At 55.7% G+C, this 15,023-nt stretch carries 13 protein-coding genes; 7 read left to right on the plus strand and 6 right to left on the minus strand.

Annotated elements, in window-relative coordinates; translation table 11 throughout:
* Together KGA83_RS00275 and KGA83_RS00280 are read left to right on the plus strand one after the other, a co-directional pair.
* Nucleotides 1–414, plus strand: coding sequence for a Zn-ribbon domain-containing OB-fold protein (locus KGA83_RS00275; RefSeq protein WP_223527510.1), 414 nt, complete (start codon nucleotides 1–3; stop codon nucleotides 412–414).
* On the plus strand, nucleotides 415–1,587 hold the full coding sequence (locus tag KGA83_RS00280; protein ID WP_223527511.1) for a lactonase family protein: 1,173 nt from the start codon (nucleotides 415–417) through the stop codon (nucleotides 1,585–1,587).
* A gap of 51 nt (nucleotides 1,588–1,638) precedes the next feature.
* On the opposite strand, the gene KGA83_RS00285 is transcribed toward KGA83_RS00280, so the two are convergent.
* Nucleotides 1,639–2,478: an SDR family NAD(P)-dependent oxidoreductase gene (locus KGA83_RS00285; protein WP_223527512.1), complete on the minus strand. Its 840-nt coding sequence runs from the start codon at nucleotides 2,476–2,478 to the stop codon at nucleotides 1,639–1,641.
* Nucleotides 2,479–2,840: 362 nt separating this feature from the next.
* Here KGA83_RS00285 and KGA83_RS00290 point away from each other — a divergent pair, with 362 nt between their 5' ends.
* The 5 genes from KGA83_RS00290 (at nucleotide 2,841) to KGA83_RS00310 (ending at nucleotide 10,248) form a co-directional block, all read left to right on the plus strand.
* Complete coding sequence (locus KGA83_RS00290; protein ID WP_223527514.1) at nucleotides 2,841–3,956, plus strand: CapA family protein; 1,116 nt, start codon at nucleotides 2,841–2,843, stop codon at nucleotides 3,954–3,956.
* A 3-nt stretch (nucleotides 3,957–3,959) separates the two neighbouring features.
* Nucleotides 3,960–4,736 carry an SDR family oxidoreductase gene (locus tag KGA83_RS00295; RefSeq protein ID WP_223527516.1) on the plus strand — a complete coding sequence of 259 codons (777 nt, stop codon included), beginning with the start codon at nucleotides 3,960–3,962 and terminating at the stop codon, nucleotides 4,734–4,736.
* 109 nt (nucleotides 4,737–4,845) lie between these two features.
* On the plus strand, nucleotides 4,846–6,186 hold the full coding sequence (locus tag KGA83_RS00300) for an NAD(P)-dependent oxidoreductase (RefSeq protein WP_223527518.1): 1,341 nt from the start codon (nucleotides 4,846–4,848) through the stop codon (nucleotides 6,184–6,186).
* Between the two features lie 566 nt (nucleotides 6,187–6,752).
* The gene (locus KGA83_RS00305; RefSeq protein ID WP_223527520.1) at nucleotides 6,753–8,123 is read left to right on the plus strand and encodes an MFS transporter; all 1,371 of its coding nucleotides are present in this window, start codon (nucleotides 6,753–6,755) and stop codon (nucleotides 8,121–8,123) included.
* 172 nt (nucleotides 8,124–8,295) lie between these two features.
* The gene (locus KGA83_RS00310; protein ID WP_223527522.1) at nucleotides 8,296–10,248 is read left to right on the plus strand and encodes a methyl-accepting chemotaxis protein; all 1,953 of its coding nucleotides are present in this window, start codon (nucleotides 8,296–8,298) and stop codon (nucleotides 10,246–10,248) included.
* A gap of 121 nt (nucleotides 10,249–10,369) precedes the next feature.
* Here KGA83_RS00310 and KGA83_RS00315 read toward each other — a convergent pair whose 3' ends face one another.
* The 5 genes from KGA83_RS00315 to KGA83_RS00335 all read right to left on the minus strand — a co-directional run bounded on the left by KGA83_RS00315 (nucleotide 10,370) and on the right by KGA83_RS00335 (nucleotide 14,992).
* A complete protein-coding gene (locus tag KGA83_RS00315; protein WP_263292449.1) occupies nucleotides 10,370–11,122 on the minus strand; it encodes an IclR family transcriptional regulator in 753 nt (250 codons plus the stop codon).
* Nucleotides 11,123–11,315: 193 nt separating this feature from the next.
* On the minus strand, nucleotides 11,316–12,248 hold the full coding sequence (locus KGA83_RS00320) for a LysR substrate-binding domain-containing protein (protein ID WP_223527525.1): 933 nt from the start codon (nucleotides 12,246–12,248) through the stop codon (nucleotides 11,316–11,318).
* A gap of 55 nt (nucleotides 12,249–12,303) precedes the next feature.
* Nucleotides 12,304–13,098: an enoyl-CoA hydratase/isomerase family protein gene (locus tag KGA83_RS00325; RefSeq protein WP_223527527.1), complete on the minus strand. Its 795-nt coding sequence runs from the start codon at nucleotides 13,096–13,098 to the stop codon at nucleotides 12,304–12,306.
* Nucleotides 13,099–13,162: 64 nt separating this feature from the next.
* Nucleotides 13,163–13,894, minus strand: coding sequence for an enoyl-CoA hydratase/isomerase family protein (locus KGA83_RS00330; protein WP_223527529.1), 732 nt, complete (start codon nucleotides 13,892–13,894; stop codon nucleotides 13,163–13,165).
* Between the two features lie 57 nt (nucleotides 13,895–13,951).
* A complete protein-coding gene (locus tag KGA83_RS00335) occupies nucleotides 13,952–14,992 on the minus strand; it encodes a CDP-6-deoxy-delta-3,4-glucoseen reductase (RefSeq protein WP_223527531.1) in 1,041 nt (346 codons plus the stop codon).
* Nucleotides 14,993–15,023 lie beyond the last annotated feature (31 nt).

The raw sequence follows: 15,023 nt of genomic DNA on the forward strand, positions 1-15,023 counted from the left end.
ATGTCGACCCCCTACACAGAACGCCCCATCAGCGACCCCATCCTGAACCCCGGTGATGAACCCTATTTCGACGCTGCGGCCGAGGGGCGCCTGCTCTTGAAGAGCTGCAATGCCTGCCATCAACCGCATCATTATCCACGTGCGTTGTGCCCGTTTTGCTGGAGCACCGATGTCGAATGGATCACCGCAAGCGGGACCGGGGCGATCTACACCTTCAGCATCACACGACGTGGCGCAGCAGCACCGTACTGCATCGCCTATGTGCGCCTCGACGAGGGACTGATGATGCTTACGAATATTGTCGATGTTGATCTGGACAGTGTTCGCATAGGGCAGCGGGTCAGGGTCGTGTTTAAAGAATCAGAAAGCGGCATGTCCGTTCCCATGTTCACAATTGACCATCCGGAGGCTTGAATGAGCAGCCGCGCCGTACTTTATAGCGCCGTAGATGATGTCATCACGCGCTATATGATTGACGTAGACAGCGCAACGCTTCGCAGGATGGAAAGCATCACTGTGGCCTCAAAGGTGCAATACGCATGGTCTCATCCATCCGGCGGCTTCCTGTATGTCTCAACAAGCGACGGTGGCCCGAGGGTGGAGTCCCATCACAATCACGTCAGCGCTTACTCGTTGGGACCTGATGGGCAACTCAATACTCACGGCTTACCTGCGCGACTTCCCTACCGAGCGGTACATTTGTGTATCGACCCCCTGGGACGGTTTATCGTCAATGCCCATAATTTCAAGCGCGGCGCATTGACCGTGCACCGCATCAACGCGGACTACACCATTGGCAACTGCCTGGCCCAGGATCCAAACACCGACTTTGGAGTCTATCCGCACCAGGTCATGTTTTATCCATCCGCCAAACACGTCCTGGTAGTTGACCGCGGCAACAACGCAACGACAGACAAACTGGAAGATCCCGGGGCACTCCGTTCATTTCGGCTAACTGAAGAGCATCTCCAAATGAACGATGTGGTTGCGCCGAATCATGGCCATGACTTCGGCCCGCGGCATGTCGACTTTCATCCGACGCATCCGTGGCTTTACGCAGCCGACGAGCGAACCAACCACCTCTACATGTTCCGACATGACGGTGACCGGATCGAGGCCGAGCCAGCCTTCACGCGGGGAACGCTGCGAACCCCTGAGCACGTGCACCCGCGACAACTCGCCGGTGCGATCCATGTCCATCCAAACGGGAAGTTTGTTTACTTGGTAAATCGCGCAGATGCGACGCACCCCCACCAGGGGCACCAAGTGTTCTCCGGAGGTGAAAACAACATAGCCGTCTACGCTATAAACCCTGAAACAGGCGAGCCCACACTCGTTCAGCATGTGGACACTCGCTCCTTTCACGTCCGAACATTTGCCTGTGATCCCAGTGGCCGCTTGCTCGTCACGGCGAGTATCAAGGCCTTGGCCGCATACTATGATGAAAAAGGGCTGACTGTAACGCCCGCGACACTGTCGATATTCCGGATAGGTGATGACGGGCATCTCAAGTACGTTCGAAGCGTTGATGTCGAGACGCAAGGAAATCAACTTCAGTACTGGATGGGTATTGTCGGGCTACGTTGATTGAGCGGTAATGCACCGATGGCCCCCACTGCCGGCAGTGGGGGACTACGATTAAATACGATTGAGCAGCCGGCCGCCGTCCACCGCCAATGAGATCCCAGTGATGAAATTGGCCTCATCGGACGCAAGAAACAAGGCCGCGTTCGCAACGTCCCAAGCAGTACCCTGGCGGCCGAGAGGCACCTTGGCGTTGCGCTCCGCGCTGATCTGCTCACGCGTCTGATTCCACGCTTGAATACGCGCCTCAACTGCCATTGGCGTCGAGATCAAGCCTGGCAGGATACAGTTTGCCCTGATCCCATAAGGGGCATTTTGAAGCGCCAACTGCTCGGTAAAAGCAATAACACCCGCTTTTGTAGCCTTGTACGTGACGTAGGGATACTTACCCAACGCCGCCGCGGATGACACATTGACGATTACCCCGCCCCCTTGTTCACGCATGATTGCTACTGCGTGCTTACAAGCAAAGACGGTACCCCGCAGATTGATACGGCAAATGTTGTCGAACTGATCTTCGGTAATGTCCATCAAGTCGGCGTCGCCACCGGCGAGGCTGACGCCCACATTGTTGTGCAGGATATCCAGGGACCCCCAACGTTTTTTCGCCATCTGCATGGCAATGGCCAACTCGTGCTCCCGGGTCACATCCGCAGAAAAGGCAGCGGCGGAGCCGCCCTCCTGAATGATCATCGCTGCAGTTTCCTCAGCGGACTCGATTTGCCGATCAACGGCCAGGACGCGTGCCCCTTCACGCGCAAATCGAATGGCCGCTGCCCGACCGTTGCCCATGCCTTCGCCCGGGCTTTGTCCCGCACCAATAACAACAGCGACCTTCCCAGCAAGCCGCCCAGCCGGCGTATACCCTTGAGTCTGATCCAGTGAGTCTGCCATTTCAGCCCTCTTTTATTTTGATGTAAGCGATTGAATTAAATAACTAATTTCAAATCATAGCCAGGCGCCAATGTCGAATTTAGAGAAGCCCCCCCGGCCATCGAGCTACCACAGGAACGCCCAACCGGGTAGCGCCCTCGCCCGGCTTGGATGTCTGAATCGATATTAACACATGTTCCTTTCATCGATACCTGTTCCGATCAGTAAAACCTAGCTTTGTAGAATGGCTGATTATCCAACGACATGATATCTCTACTAATCGTGGTCATGCGGTTTTGGCAGTGTTATTATAAGTTCTATCTACCAGCATACGTTCCAATCAATGGAACCGTATATCTCCCACAAAAATAATAGGAGGGAAGATGACATCGAACGCCACCATACTGATCGGCGGGGACTGCGGGCCCACGCATGGAGCAAAAGACGGCTTCCCTGTGCAAGGGTATACAGAGCTCGTCCTGCCTACTCTTGCCTCGGCCGATATGCGCTTCATCAATTGCATGCGTACCTACTCGGACCGCACCGTGCGCGTAGACCATGCACCTCAGGTCGGTCAGCCCGTTGAAATGGCTGCTATTTTCACCAATGGCATGTTCGACGCGGTGACCCTGGCAAACAATCACAGCTACGACAGCGGCCCGGATGCCCTCGTAGATACCCGAGACTTTTTCGTCTCGCGCGGCATCCAGGTGACAGGCGCAGGTCGGGATCTGGAAGAAGCACGACGTCCAGCCATCATTGAACACGACGGTATCAAGGTCGGTTACTTGGGCTATACCTCGCTCGGCCCTGCCGGCAGCGAGGCAGGATCGCAAAAGCCTGGAGTGACCAGTATCAAGGTCAATACCTCCTACGAAACACGAGGTCCCCACCAACCCGTTCGCATTCGCACGGAACCTGACTCCAGCGACCTGGCGAATCTGGTCGAGGACATTGAGAAGCTAAAAGGTGAGGTGGACGTCGTTATCCTGGCTTTTCATTCCGGCGTCATCCGGCTGCCGCGCGTGATCTCCGATTACCAGGTGACCATAGCCCATGCTGCCATTGATGCAGGTGCAGATATGGTGGTGTGCCACGCACCGCATATCCCCAAAGCGATCGAGATGTATAAGGGCAAGGCCATCTTTTACAGTCTCGGCGTGTTCGCAATGACCAAGTCGTTTCCCGCGCCTTCATGGAGCGAGCCCGCCTGGTCTCACGGTGCGGTTCGCAATCACGCGGACCTCGATCCCGAATATCCTTTTATGCCCTACGGTAAGGCCTGTACGTTGAGTTTGCTCGCCAAAGCAGTGGCGACCAAAGACGGTATACAAAAGGTTTCGTTCCTTCCGATGGTCATGGACGCACGGTATCGGCCTGAAGTGCTGAATCACGACGATCCTCGATTCCACGAAGTGCTTTCCTACCTGGAATGGGCCTCCGAAGACATGCCACATCGATTTAGCGTCGAAGGCAATGAAATCATCGTGTCGGAGTAAATCATGGACCTGAAGATCAACGGAAAAGTGGCAGTAATCACCGCCGCCAGCGCAGGTTTAGGCAAGAACATTGCTCACGCGCTGGCAGCCGAGGGCGTTCATGTGGTGCTGTTTGCACGTTCGGCGGACAAACTGGCCGCCCTCGCCCAGGAAATAACGGCAAAGCACGGCGTGCGTGCAGTCGCCGTTCCCGGCGACATGCGAATCGCCGCTGATGTAAAGCACCTCGCCGATACGGTGAACGCTATGTTCAACGGCACCGACATCCTCGTCCTGAACACGGGACGGGCCCCCAATCCGCTGCGGGCGACACTCGACGAAACTGAAGAGAAACGGTGGCAGGAGGCCTATCAAAATCAACTCTGGGGGACCATCCAGGTAGCCAAGGAAATGGTTCCTCAGATGCTCAAGAAGCAATGGGGTCGCGTCATCGCCATTACCTCGGCATCGGTAAAACAGCCCATGCCGCACCATAGCCTTTCAACCGTTTTTCGCGCCGGCGTCACCGCGTACATGAAACATCTCGCGAACGAGGTGGGCTCCTCTGGCATAACTGTCAATTGCGTAGCGCCGGCGTTGATCGACACATCGCACCGCACCGGCACCGCCGCGTACACCCCGGAGCAGGCAGAGGCACGCCGCAAACTCACGCCGCTCGGCCGCATGGGGGAGCAAGACGAGGTATGTGGCGTGGTCGCATTTCTCGCATCCACGCAGGCGGGTTTCATCACTGGATCGAGCATCAGCGTTGATGGCGGCATGATCGGGTCATTGTTTTAGCGTTCAGGCAATACGCTTTCATCGCAACCCATAACAATAAAACTATCTGCACCATTCCCTCTAAACGTCGCGTGCGTCGGTTGAATGGTCACAAGAGAGGCGACAGGAAATGAAAATCGGATACATCGGACTCGGTGCCCTCGGCAGTCAACTCGCTCGTCGATTCCTGTCTCACTCGTTATGCGTGTGGGATATCAACACGGCCGCCGTCGACACGTTCAAGAAACTGGGCGCCGACGTCGCGCCCACGGCGGCCGACCTGGCTCGCCGGTGTGACGTCATCTTCCTGTGCCTGCCACGCAGCTCGGACGTCAGGTCAGCGCTGTTCGGTCCAAACGGACTCGCGGCGGGGTTGGTGCCGGGTACGCTGATCATTGATCAAACAAGTGGCATTCCGGGTGAGACCAGACGTATGGCCGAGGAACTGGCCGAACGCGGTATCGACATGATGGATGCTGCGGTGTCTGCAAGTCCCCTGGTCGTTGCCGAAGGTAAAGCCACGCTGATGGTTGCGGGCTCGGATACGGTTTACGAGCGCGCCCTCCCCGTTTTACAAGTTATTACCCAAACGATATATCGTTGTGGCGACAGGGTCGGTGATGGCCAAGCCATGAAAATGGTCAACAACGCCATGAATGCCGGCTGCCGGCTCGGGACCCTTGAGGTCGTCGCCATGGGAAAAAAAGCCGGCCTGTCACTGCCCCTTATGGCGGACGTGTTGAACCGCAACAAAGCGCGAAATCAAACCACGGACAGAATGCTACCCGCGCTTGCACAGGGAAAACCTTCAACCAATTTCGCCCTCGCATTGATGCTCAAAGACGTCGATCAAGCCGTCGCGCTGGGAATGTCCAGGGATGTCCCGATGCCGCTAACCGCTCTGGTCAGGGCATTGTTGCAAATCGGAACCAACACCTTGGGGCCAAACGCGCAGCTCGAAGACATGGTCGGGCTCATCGAAAACATGGCGGCGACAAAACTGTACGACGGCGATATCGTGACGCCGAATACGGTAAGCACCCCTCAAGCGCGCCCTGAAGGTGACGCCATCGAGCTGGTCACAGGTGCGATCGCATCGCTATGCAGCGCGATTACTTATGAATGCACGGCAGCAGGCCTGCGATATGGGCTGACATTGGAAGACATGGCACTTGTCCTGGAAAAGACATCGGGATGGAGTGAGTCCTCTCGCTCTATTTATACCCAATTGTTATCCGATCACGCTCTGGACAACACGGCACTTTCGAGCGAAACAACTACCCTCAAAGCAGCCTGTTTGCTCGGCAATGATCTGGGAGCTCCCATGTTGATCGCCAATGCGGCACGAAGCCTCTTCGAGCAAGCGGATCACCAGATCAGCGATCCAGTCCCGATAAAAGACTTGAGCACGTTCTACAGCTCTATTTCCGCAGTTCAGCTCAAGCCCTCCTCCAACTGTAATAGACGTTGATCAGGTCTGGCGGGGCAGATAGCCCCGCTAGTCATCACAGATCCCGCGCCCTTCGCGGCGATACGACTCATCAGAACACCTCTGAAACAGCGCCACGTCCATCCCATTTACCTAGGTCGAGAGGATGTCGCGATCGGCCGCTACAAACAGTCTGAATGGTCGATAAATGGGCGCGGAATCGATCGAAGACTATACGCAAACCAAGTCTGTATTGATGCGGCTGTATGCCAGTGGCACCTTCTCAGCGAAGCAAGCCCACGACCGGCTTGGCCCGGCAAGCCTTGCCAACCTATTAACAAATAGTGAACGCGTATTGCTTTTAAACCCCAGCAATACGCGTCTTTCTAACATAACCTTCGTTAGCGGATTGCGTCATCGGGCAAACGCTTTTCCCAAATGTTACGCCCGCTGACTACCAAGATTCATCCGGCGAAAACGCAACATTGATTACACGCCTCGAACATCTCTAAAGGCCTGATGGCGAAGCAACACTGTTTCATCCTGCAGTCTTGATGCATCCGCTTTGCATCAACTAATAAAAACCATCCTGTCACAGGAGAAGACGCATGACGAAGACGAAAACGACTAGCTCTCGGCGATCGCTCGCCGCTGGCGCTATCGGGAACTTCGGTGAGATCTACGATTTCGCTGTATTCGGGTTCTCAATACCCATTTTATCCGTCCATTTTTTTCCCGGATCTGATCGAACTGCTGCGCTTCTAAGCACGTTCGCAGTCTATGCAGTGGCTTTTGTTGCACGCCCCCTGGGCGGCTTGATGTTTGGTTATCTAGCAGACCGCCTTGGCCGTATCAGGGTCATGGCGATGACCGTTTGGCTCATGGCACTGGGTACCGCGATTATTGGGCTGCTTCCGACCTACGCAACCATCGGGATCGCCGCGCCGTTATTGCTGTTGCTCTGTCGAATTGCACAAGGCTTGGCACTGGGTGGCGAGACGACCGGCTCGACCAGCTACATCGTCGAGTCGGCGCCGGAGAACCGCAGAGGATACTGGCTTGGCTTCACGCTGATTTTCTCTCACCTGCCCAACGCCGTCGTGGCCGGTTTGGTCGTCGCACTACAGCTTGGAGCGGGAGATCAAGCGTATTCGGAATGGGCGTGGCGCATCCCTTTCCTCCTCGGGGGAATTATCGGACTGGTCGGCTTTTGGCTGCGCCGCAACATCGATGAGCCTGAAGAGTACAAGCAAGCACGCCAGGCCAGCAAAGCCAGCAAAACAAAAAAGAATCCGCTGATAGCGGCCATTCGCTGCGGTGGATTGAGGGGGATGTTGCACGTATTCATGGTCCAACCGGTTTTTTCGGTAGGGGCTTACCTGTTGCTCGGTTTTATGTACACCTTTCTGATTAAGGTCGGGAAGCTGGATTCCACGTCGGCTTTGATCTCAAACGCCATCGCAGTCATCGTACTTTCAGCCCTGCTTCCGTTAGGAGGTTTATTGAGCGATCGGTATGGCCGTAAGCGAGTACTGACATTCGGTGCGGTATGGATTGCGCTCTCGGCATATCCGGCCATGTATTTGGCTGCCTCGGGTTCTTTCGCTAGCGCCGTGGGTGGGCAGACACTTCTCGCAATCGGATTGGGAATTTATGGCGCAGCCAGCTTTGTCGCCGCAGCTGAGTTTTTTCCGACATCGTTCCGTGCAACCGGACACGCAATTTCTTATCAGACAAGTGTCGCGATGTTCGGCGGAACGTGCCCATTGATCGCTGCGTACCTGTCCCAGGCGTTTGACTCTCCGATGGCGCCGGCGTTTTACGTTACGTTGATTGCAGTGGTCTGCCTGATCACAACTCAGTTTGTTCCTGAGACTCGTGGGATAAACCTGCGCACCTCGGTGGTCGACACGGCAGACAGCAAGGCGAGTGAACTACCGCAGCCCCAGAAGGCAATGCGGCAAGAACTCTCCACATAACTCTTTTTTGCAGCCAACTAATCGGTGAGCGGTTCAAGATGTGCGCGGACTGAAACAGTCCGCCTCATCGGCTCAGCCGCCGAACATATCGCACCCGAACAGGATCGGGTGTAAAGGCGATTACCGCTCCAATTTGGCCGTTTGCCCGTCCTCCCTGTTTATGGGCTTCACGATGAAAATAAAAAATAAGCTTGTGCTTACGTTCGTATTGGTCGCTTTTATACCCGTGAGCCTGGTCGCAGTGATTTCGGTTACCAACACACGAACGCTGGCAGTTGATCAGTTTATGGATGGCAGTACGCGGGAAATACGCCAGATCGATGGCAACATTCGCCAGTTTTTCGACGCTAGCCAGCAAAATGTCGATCAAATGGCAACCGATCCAGTTTATGTATCGGTTGGCGCACTGAAGAACTACCAGACCGGCGATGCCGCCAGCCGGCCATTGCCTCCTGCCGCCCACCAACTGATCGAAAGGTTTGCGCATTACGGTGCAGCCCACCCATCCGCGGCTATTCTCTCCATCGGTCTGGAAGACGGCTCCTATGCCAAATGGCCAGATGACCCTCAGTTGGCCAACTACGATCCACGTTCACGCCCCTGGTATAAAGCGGCGATGGCGAGCCCTGGCAAAACCGTACGGACACCCGCTTTTTACCCGGCTTATGATTACGGCAAGGAAGATGCAGCGCTGGTGGGGACGGCCAGAGCAATGATCACGAGCGATGGCATCGTCAAAGGTGTATTAGCCGTGAACGTGTCTTTGAAAAACCTCACCGAACAGGTCAAGAGCATCAAGCTCGGAGAGAGCGGCTACGTGATGTTGGTCGAGGACGGCATCGTACTGGTCGACCCCCGCGACACGACGCACAGCTTCAAGCCTCTCAAGGACCTGGGCACGGCCTATGCAAAGTTGGCCGCCACCTCACAAGGATCAACCGAGGTTGAACTCAATGGGCTCTCTTACATGGCCAACGTCTGGACGTCGCCTGATCTTGGCTGGCGCTATATCGGTTTGATCGAGCGCAGTGAAGTCATGAGCGCGGCCACTCGCATGACCTACCTTACGTCGCTCATCGTGGGAGGGTTGACTATTATTTTTGCGCTAGTCGCCGTGGCATTCTCCAAGTCCATCGTAAAGCCCATCAGCCGGGTCAGCAGCGGACTGCAATCGATCGCACAGGGCGAGGGAGATCTACGTCGCGAGCTGGAGTTTCAGGGTAACGACGAAACCGCCGAACTGGCAGGCTGGTTTAACAGGTTTCTCACCGCCATACGTCAGTTGATCCAACACATCGGCGCTGCATCGAGCAATCTGCAAAACGCCTCAAAGGTTAACAGCGAGGTTGCCAACAACATGAACGAGGCCGCCGGGAGGCAGCGCGAAGCGGTGGAGTTGGTGTCGACCGCGTTCAACGAGATGGTCGCAACCGCCAATGAGGTGGCCCGCTCATGCAGCGGCGCAGCAGAGTCCGCCGAGAACGGGCATCGCCGTGTGGCGGAGGGCAAGCAGCAAATCGAGATCACCACGGACAACGTGAATCGCCTGGGACGCCGTCTGACCGAGTCGTCGCAGTCCATGATAGAGCTCGAAGCCGGCAGCCGCAGTATCAACCAGATCCTTGGCACCATTCGCGCCATTGCCGAGCAAACCAATCTGCTGGCCCTGAACGCAGCCATTGAAGCCGCCAGGGCGGGTGATCAAGGCCGAGGATTTGCAGTGGTGGCAGATGAAGTCAGAGCACTGGCCAAGCGCACATCCGATTCGACCGGTGAAATCGAGCAACTGCTCGGCGCGCTAGGCAGCAAGACCCAGGAGGTCATGGGCAAAATGGGAAGTTGCCTGGAGCTCTCGCACGCCAGCGTGTCGTCCATTGAGAGCACTCGGGACAGCTTTGAAGGCATCCAATTGTCGGTCAATGAAATAAGGGATCAAAACCTGCAGATATCCGCCGCAGCTGAAGAGCAGCATAGCGTGGCCGAAGAGATCAATCGGCATATCCAGCAAATTTATGACGAGGCCCGGCTGGTGGAGAGCTTGGCCAGCTCTGCACAGGATGACTCCGGCAAGTTGTCGAATCTGTCAGATGAACTGAACGGGCTGGTGGGGCGCTTCAAATCGTGAAATGTCGTCGTTCGCCCGGATGTCGCAACTGGCCTGTTCGCATGGATGTGATCAGCGGAGCGTTTCGCTCTCGCGATGAGCCGCTGTCGAGACATCCAGGCTTGAGGCCAGGCGCACATCATCAGTCGGATGTAGGCGCGGGCAAGGCCACCTCTCCACCGAATTGTCGCGATATGACTTCGGCACCTTTGACCGCCAATTCGATAAACTCCTTTTCATTCATGTTCATTCGAACAGTCGGCGCACCCACCGACAAACAATAGTGCACCTCTTGATTTACATCCTTGATGGGCACTGAGATCGCCGAGATGCCTAACAGCCGTTCCCCATGGGAAACTGCGTAACCCTGCTCCCGGATCATGGCCAACTCTTCGAGCACCGCCCCATTTGTGCGCTTCGTCGCTTTGGCAACATTTTTGACTAACGGCGTGAGCTGGGCTTTGGGCATATAGGCCATCAGGACCTTTGAAGCAGACCCTACCAACAAGGGAATCTGTTCACCCGCCTGGACCACCGCGCGCAACGGTGCCGAACTGGTCGTGACCGAATCGAGACAGACTCGATTGCGATCACTCACCGCATGGATGGAGACTGTTTCTTCAGTCTGCTCCGCGAGTTCCTGCAATACGGGGCGAGCGATCTCACGAATACCCAAGGTACTTTTTACCAGGCCAGCCAAGCGCGTGAACCGGAAGGACAAGCAATATTGCTGCTCGAGGCGTACCAGGTAGCCAGCCTTTTCAAGACTCTGGACAATACGAAACGTCGTCGACTTCGGTAGCTCGATACGGTCTGCAATGTCTTGAAGTGTAAGGCTGCTGCGGTCTGAACTAAAGCTTTCGAAAACTGCCAAGATACGTTGCACAGAGCGCATCATTCTTGAAAAACCCCATCATAATCGTTGATCGTAACGATCCTCCTCGACACGAAATGCTTCATTCGCCAACAAACGAGAATCAGTCTCAAAATAACATACTAGCATGACGCTTTTTCACTCGCCAACTTCAGTTCCACCCACCGAACTCGAGAACGGAGGCACATCGAGACCGCTGGCGACCGCGCCCTGTTCAGTCGGGCACCGTTACCAATTGCGTTCCCAGCCAATGTTTATCCGAAACCAACGTGCGAACGACGTCGGCCAAAACAACACGCGCTGCCAAACCCGCCGGCGACAACTCATCGTCCGACAAACTGGCGACTTGATTCAAGCGGGTAAAATTGAACTCGGAAATGGGTACCGTATCGAAACGGTCTTTGTCATGCCTTGCAAGTGCCGCGCTAGGTTGCACCGTCATCCCCAGCCCCGCCCCCACCGCGTCCATGAGTATCGCAAGTCCGTCGATCTCTGCGATGACGTTCATCGTGCAGCCTTCTCTTTCAAAAGCATTGTTTATCAGCGCCCTGAGACCATGCGTACTGCCGGGCAATATGAGGGGGACATTAGAAAGCTCACTGATTGACAGCGCTTCACTCTTGCGGACCAGGGAAAAGTCAGCTGCGGAAATAGCGAAAAGACGTTCATTTACCAGTGGTTGAGTGCTGAATCTGCGCCCATGATCAGCGCCAAACAATATTGCAAGATCAATCTGTCTAGCGCTCAGCATCCGCTCCAGGTTGCCCGATAACGCCTCGACAATACGAAGGGAAATATCCGGGTACCTTTCTCGCATCGCCTCCATGAACGGCAGTGCAACCACGCCTGAGGTCGTTGGAGCCAATCCCACTGTGACATGCCCGGCGAACCGTCCAGTCCTGGCCGCATGGGCCGCATCTTCTGCGTTGCGCAACACCAGTTGTGCTCGATGCCAGAATGCCAATCCGGCGCTGGTAGGCTGCACGCCGCTCTTCTTTCTTAGCAACAACCGAACGGACAGTTCATTCTCCAGTCGGCTTATTTGTTGACTGAGGGCCGAGGTGACAACATCGAGTTCAAGCGCTGCTCGCCCCATGCTTCCACACTCAACTACCCGGACAAAGTAGCGCAGTTGACGCAGTTCCATCGGATACCTCCACTATCACCACGATGCCTGGACCGGTCGGTCCAGGCACGACACGCTATTTGCCGATAAACCGCGGTTTCCTTTTTTCCTTGTAAGCTTTGATGGCCTCTTTGTAATCATCCGTGGATTGCACCACGGCCATCTGCGCAGCCACCGACTCCAAGCTCGTCCGCAAATCAGTCCGCAGCGATTGGTATAACAGCTTCTTTATGCTGCGTTGCTGGATGGGAGGGCCATCCGCCAGGCGCGTAGCAAAATCCAGCGTTTCCCGCATGAGCTCGTCATCATTGAATACTCGGTTGACGATGCCCAATGCCAACGCTTCCTCAGCACTGACGAAATCGCCCGTCCATAACAACTCCAGGGCTTTTGCGGTACCTATTATGCGCGGCAGCAAATAGCAGCCGCCATTTCCAGGGATCAGGCCAACGCGAATATAAGCTTCAGCAAATCGAGCTGACTTTGCTGCGAAACGCAAATCGCACTGCAACGAAAGATCCATGCCCGCGCCTACTGCGGCGCCGTTTACCGCCGCGATGAGTGGCTTTTCGAAGTTCTCGATCGCCAATGCCACCTGGTGGGTGACTTTTTGCAATCTGATTTTACGCTCGAGCGGCGTCGGGTCTCCCTCTGCGCTTTCCGCGGCGCGACGGCCAAGGTCTCCTCCGGAGCAGAAGGCGTCACCGGAACCGGTGATGACGAAACAACCGATGTCATCATTCTCATCGGCAGCCAGCAATGCAGTGCGAAGTGAATCCAGCATACTCTCGCTCAAGGCGTTCTTTTTTTCGGGCCGGTTTAGCCGGGCTACCATTACCCGGCCAACGGTACTGACTTCTAGATCAGACATCATATTCCCTCAGTTCGATATGGACACGCCGCCAGTTGCAACGCCACGCTTATTGCGCGCTGCGCTATTGCTCGGCTCGAGTCAACGCACGGTGTCGTGCATGCTCATCTCGAGCCTGCAACAATGCAGCTCTCAACGAACGATTGAGCCACCGCTTGTTTTCGGCAAATGTGCGCGGGTTCTTTGCTCCCAACGCCTGCCCCAGTGCTAAAGCCTTCGAAAGGAGTTCGTCTCGAAGGACCACCGCGCAAACCAGCCCCCTCGCCAATGCTTCGGCAGCCTTCATTGCCCTGCCGCTCTGAATCAAATCAAGAGCCAAAGCGCGTCCGCCGATGACCTCCAGAATGTTCGCACCCGAGAAAGTGGCAATACCCAAATCAATTTCGGGAAGCGACAGCTTCGCGGTATCGACTGCGACACAGGCATCCGCCAGGAGCGCAAGCATCGCGCCGCCTCCCGTCGCGGTACCATTGAGCACCGCGACAACTGGCTTGGGGTAGTCCATCACGGCGTCCTGCAGCGCCGCCAACGCCAACGACCTTCGTTCTCGCTGGCGTGCCGTATCACCGTCCGCCGGTTGTTCACGAATATCGACCCCTGCGCAGAAAACGCGCTCGCCAGAGCCGGTCAGCATCACCGCATTTATCTGCGGGTCATCAGCGGCGGCATGCAGTGCAGCAGTCACGCGCTCCATCATATCCACCGTCATGGCGTTCGCCTTGGCGGCACGATTCAGTGTGATCCACAGGAGCGACTCATGTCGCTCAACCGTTAACTCGCTGGCTAGTTCATTCACGGACATATTCCTCTATCTGCTTGTTTTTATTTTCAATCGCGACACACGACACGATTCCTACTGGGCCGTTTTCTGTCCCGACACAAACATGTCCGCGAAGAACTCTTCCTCGGGGAGGTTGCGTAACGCCACAAAATCCTGCCTTGCCGATTGCACGACGACGGGCGCGCCACAGGCATAGACCTGATGCTGGGAAAGATCCTCGTAATCTTCCATGACCGCGCGGTGTACAAAGCCGACCCGACCTTCCCATAGGTCGTCGGGGTGTGCTTCTGACAAGACAGGTATGAACGTGATGTTGTGATTTTTCGTCCAAGCCTCGGCAACGGAACTCAAATACAGATCCGAGGCCCTTCGCCCGCCCCAATAGAGCGTTATTTCACGACTCGATACTTTTTCAAGCTCGCGTTCGATCATGGCTTTGATCGGTGCGAACCCTGTGCCGCTGGCAACGAAAATCATTGGCTTGCTACTGTCTTCACGCACAAAAAAAGTACCTAGCGGGCCTTCAAGGCGCACCAGGTCGTTCTCTTTCATGACATTGAAAACGTGTTGGCTAAACGGGCCACCGTAATTTCTGAGATGTAATTCCAATACGTTATCGTCGGGTACGTTTGCCAGCGACAAGCTGCGACGAATGCCACCAGGCATGACGACGTTGATGTATTGCCCCGGCAAAAACCTGAAAGACTCCTTGGCAGGAAGCCGCAGGCGAATTCTCATCACATCCTCGGCCAGGCGCTCGAGACGATCGACGCGGGAAACAAGCCGTCGAATGGGGATGTCCTGTGTTGCTTCTACCACCTCGCAGGCGATCGTCAACGCGGTTAAAGCTTTTGCCTGGCACAGGAGCGCGTATCCCTGCTGCCGGTCTTCGTTGGAAAGTATCGCCATGCTGGACTCCGCATGATCTACCACTCCGTCGAGCACCTTTGCCCGGCAGGTGCCGCAGATGCCATTCTGGCAACTGTAGGGCAGCTGACACCCGCTTTTAAGGGCTGCGGCAAGTATCGTATCGTCTTGCTGCGCCTCGAACGTGCGGTCGATAGGCTTCACATTGACCCGATGCGTCAATGTGGCAGACAGGCTGTCATTCATACTGATTCACCCCTTTACAAAATGTTTTGTA

The sequence above is a fragment of the Pseudomonas sp. GL-R-19 genome, assembly GCF_019956375.1.
GTDB lineage: Bacteria > Pseudomonadota > Gammaproteobacteria > Pseudomonadales > Pseudomonadaceae > Aquipseudomonas.

What these genes read in the sequence shown, in the direction of transcription:
- KGA83_RS00285 (WP_223527512.1), bottom strand. Translation starts at nt 2,478, where the DNA reads ATGGCAGACTCACTGGATCAGACTCAAGGGTATACGCCGGCTGGGCGG.
- KGA83_RS00320 (WP_223527525.1), bottom strand. Translation starts at nt 12,248, where the DNA reads ATGGAACTGCGTCAACTGCGCTACTTTGTCCGGGTAGTTGAGTGTGGA.
- KGA83_RS00280 (WP_223527511.1), top strand. Translation starts at nt 415, where the DNA reads ATGAGCAGCCGCGCCGTACTTTATAGCGCCGTAGATGATGTCATCACG.
- KGA83_RS00325 (WP_223527527.1), bottom strand. Translation starts at nt 13,098, where the DNA reads ATGTCTGATCTAGAAGTCAGTACCGTTGGCCGGGTAATGGTAGCCCGG.
- KGA83_RS00305 (WP_223527520.1), top strand. Translation starts at nt 6,753, where the DNA reads ATGACGAAGACGAAAACGACTAGCTCTCGGCGATCGCTCGCCGCTGGC.
- KGA83_RS00275 (WP_223527510.1), top strand. Translation starts at nt 1, where the DNA reads ATGTCGACCCCCTACACAGAACGCCCCATCAGCGACCCCATCCTGAAC.
- KGA83_RS00310 (WP_223527522.1), top strand. Translation starts at nt 8,296, where the DNA reads ATGAAAATAAAAAATAAGCTTGTGCTTACGTTCGTATTGGTCGCTTTT.
- KGA83_RS00315 (WP_263292449.1), bottom strand. Translation starts at nt 11,122, where the DNA reads ATGCGCTCTGTGCAACGTATCTTGGCAGTTTTCGAAAGCTTTAGTTCA.
- KGA83_RS00295 (WP_223527516.1), top strand. Translation starts at nt 3,960, where the DNA reads ATGGACCTGAAGATCAACGGAAAAGTGGCAGTAATCACCGCCGCCAGC.
- KGA83_RS00290 (WP_223527514.1), top strand. Translation starts at nt 2,841, where the DNA reads ATGACATCGAACGCCACCATACTGATCGGCGGGGACTGCGGGCCCACG.
- KGA83_RS00335 (WP_223527531.1), bottom strand. Translation starts at nt 14,992, where the DNA reads ATGAATGACAGCCTGTCTGCCACATTGACGCATCGGGTCAATGTGAAG.
- KGA83_RS00300 (WP_223527518.1), top strand. Translation starts at nt 4,846, where the DNA reads ATGAAAATCGGATACATCGGACTCGGTGCCCTCGGCAGTCAACTCGCT.